At 62.2% G+C, this 2,187-nt stretch carries 2 protein-coding genes; one reads left to right on the top strand and one right to left on the bottom strand.

Translation table 11 applies throughout. The annotated features are described in order from the left end of the window. Positions 1-288 precede the first annotated feature (288 nt). Positions 289-876: a hypothetical protein gene (locus Acy02nite_RS46045; protein ID WP_203756717.1), complete on the top strand. Its 588-nt coding sequence runs from the start codon at positions 289-291 to the stop codon at positions 874-876. A 242-nt stretch (positions 877-1,118) separates the two neighbouring features. Here Acy02nite_RS46045 and Acy02nite_RS46050 read toward each other — a convergent pair whose 3' ends face one another. After that, on the bottom strand, positions 1,119-1,388 hold the full coding sequence (locus Acy02nite_RS46050; protein ID WP_203756720.1) for a hypothetical protein: 270 nt from the start codon (positions 1,386-1,388) through the stop codon (positions 1,119-1,121). Between the last annotated feature and the right edge of the window lie 799 nt (positions 1,389-2,187).

Consider the following 2,187-nt stretch of genomic DNA (forward strand, 5'->3'; position numbering starts at 1 on the left):
GAGCTGCTACTGCGACGGCAACGATTCCGGATGTATCAGAGGATCGAGCTGCGATACCTATTGGCTGTTAATGGCCGCCAACAGTCGGGAGAGATTCTTAGCCGACTTGCACAACGACGCCTCGGGTCGGCTGTCTCTATTGAGGCCGCAGTGGCATTGACCGCGTTAGGGGATCCTCGTGGCCTAGACCTGTTGAGGCGTACTGCCGGTGCCCGCCGGCTACGGCAGCGCTCCCGAATGCGGGCGGCGGTAGGCCTCGCTCGGTTGGACCCGGCAAGCGGTCGAAAGGTGCTGGACCGGCTCGCTGCATCTGGTTCTCGCCCCAGCCTCCGACTGCGCGCGGCAACGGTGTTGCTGGGTGTTCTGGGATCCGCTGACGCGCTTGCTCGACTCGCACTCGACGAGAGCGCCCCGGAGAAGCAACGAGCCACCGCAATTGACTTATTGGTCCACCATGACGATGAAGCACTGCGCACGTACCTTGCATCGCTGGCCACGACCAGCATTACTCCGGCCCGCGTTCAGGCGGCAGCTGCGGTCTTACTACCAGCGGTGGAAGCTAAAACCGTCCTGATCGCCATCACTACCCGCTCCACCAGTCCTGAAGTCCGCGTTGCCGCGCTCGTCAAACTCGATTCAATTGACAGTCCGGCTGCGAGCAGATTGTTCGGAACACTGCTGCGAGATGATCGGATCTGGCGGCTGCGCCGTTGGCTGCTGGCCGCAGGCAATAGCGAAATTTTGACCGGTGCGGACGCCAAAACGCTCGCGGCCCGGCTCGGTGATCCCGAGTATGGCATACTGCGCTGGGTGCGTAATGTCGTCGCGCTAGCGATACAACGGCCAGAATCCGTACTCGGCCCGCCAAAGGTCTGACCGTCGCAGTAGCTGACGTCGTAACCGCGGGAACGGTGAGATGGATCGTCGTCCGGCGTCTGGACGCATGAGCGCGGCCGCGATCGCTCGGTCGCTCAATGAGAGCGGTATTCGCTACACTCCCAGCCGACCTTCGAGTGCGGCAGCATCCAAAGAGGCCAAACGTGGTTGATTGCCTCATGGCCTCGTGTTAATCGATGCTCAGGCGGGGTGCTGCTCCCGACCGCCTTGAGAGAGTCCAGTTACGCTTGTCGGTCTTTCTGGGCCGCGGTGGCGAGGTGCGTGTGAAGCAATGCATGCCGAAACAGGTAGACCGCACCGGATTGGCGCAGCACGTCGCGTTGATGAGCGTCCTCGAGGAAGGTGGCCACGCGCCACGGCAGCCGGCCTCGGAGGGGCAGCCAGCACCGTACAAAAAGTAGCCAGCGCATCCAGGCACTGTTTCTGAGGACGAGCAGCGCTGATACCGGCATCGCGTACGCGATGCCCGCCCACCAGCCGAGCGTGGGCATCAAGAACACTGCTAGAGGCAGGGTGAGGACGGCGCAGCGGGCCAGGGCACGGGCCCGGTCGGCGGCCAGGGACTGCGCGGGGCTGGTCGACCGGGTGAGATCGATGTTGTCCTCAAGGCCGGAGGCGATGGCGACGAAGAGACCCGCGAAGGTTCCGTAGAGTGCGCCGCAGAGTGGTCCTACCGCGTAAACCGCTGCATAGGTTGCGACGCGCCATAGCAGTGGTATCGCTGCCGGAAGGGGCGGCCGAAAAAGATCGCGAATCCGAGAAGCAGCAGGCCCCCTGTCAGTCCGCCAAGTAGTCCGCGCCTCATATAACTTCCGACAATCCGCAACGGACGGCGCCAGGTCCAATTGACCTGAGCCGGAAGAGGGCCGGGACGCACAAAATACGCCCCATATATCAAAGATGCAAAAACGCCAAAATTTAGACCCATGGCGAAGTTTTCAGTGTGAGGGTCCAGAAAACGAGACTCACGAGTAGCAATGGTATGCAGGCGATCAGAGCACGGCTGCAGGCTGGTATCGAGTCCGCCATTTGCCACCACGCCAGCTCCCGGGTGCCGCGCCGATCGAGGTCGTTCGCCATATGAGCCAACCAGCTCTGCACGTCATCCAGGCGCCAGGATGGTCGCGATCCGATGGCCCTATAACGTGCCGGTACGTAGGCTGCCACAAGATGTCGTTGTATGTCGCTGGCGTGAGGGAATCGCCGACTGTCAACCAGCTCCGCCGCTTCGGAATTACCCGGGTCTGAGTGAGTGTTTGAGAGAGCTGTCGCACGGCGTGTCCCTGGACG

This window comes from Actinoplanes cyaneus, from assembly GCF_016862095.1.
In the GTDB taxonomy this organism is placed as follows: domain Bacteria; phylum Actinomycetota; class Actinomycetes; order Mycobacteriales; family Micromonosporaceae; genus Actinoplanes; species Actinoplanes cyaneus.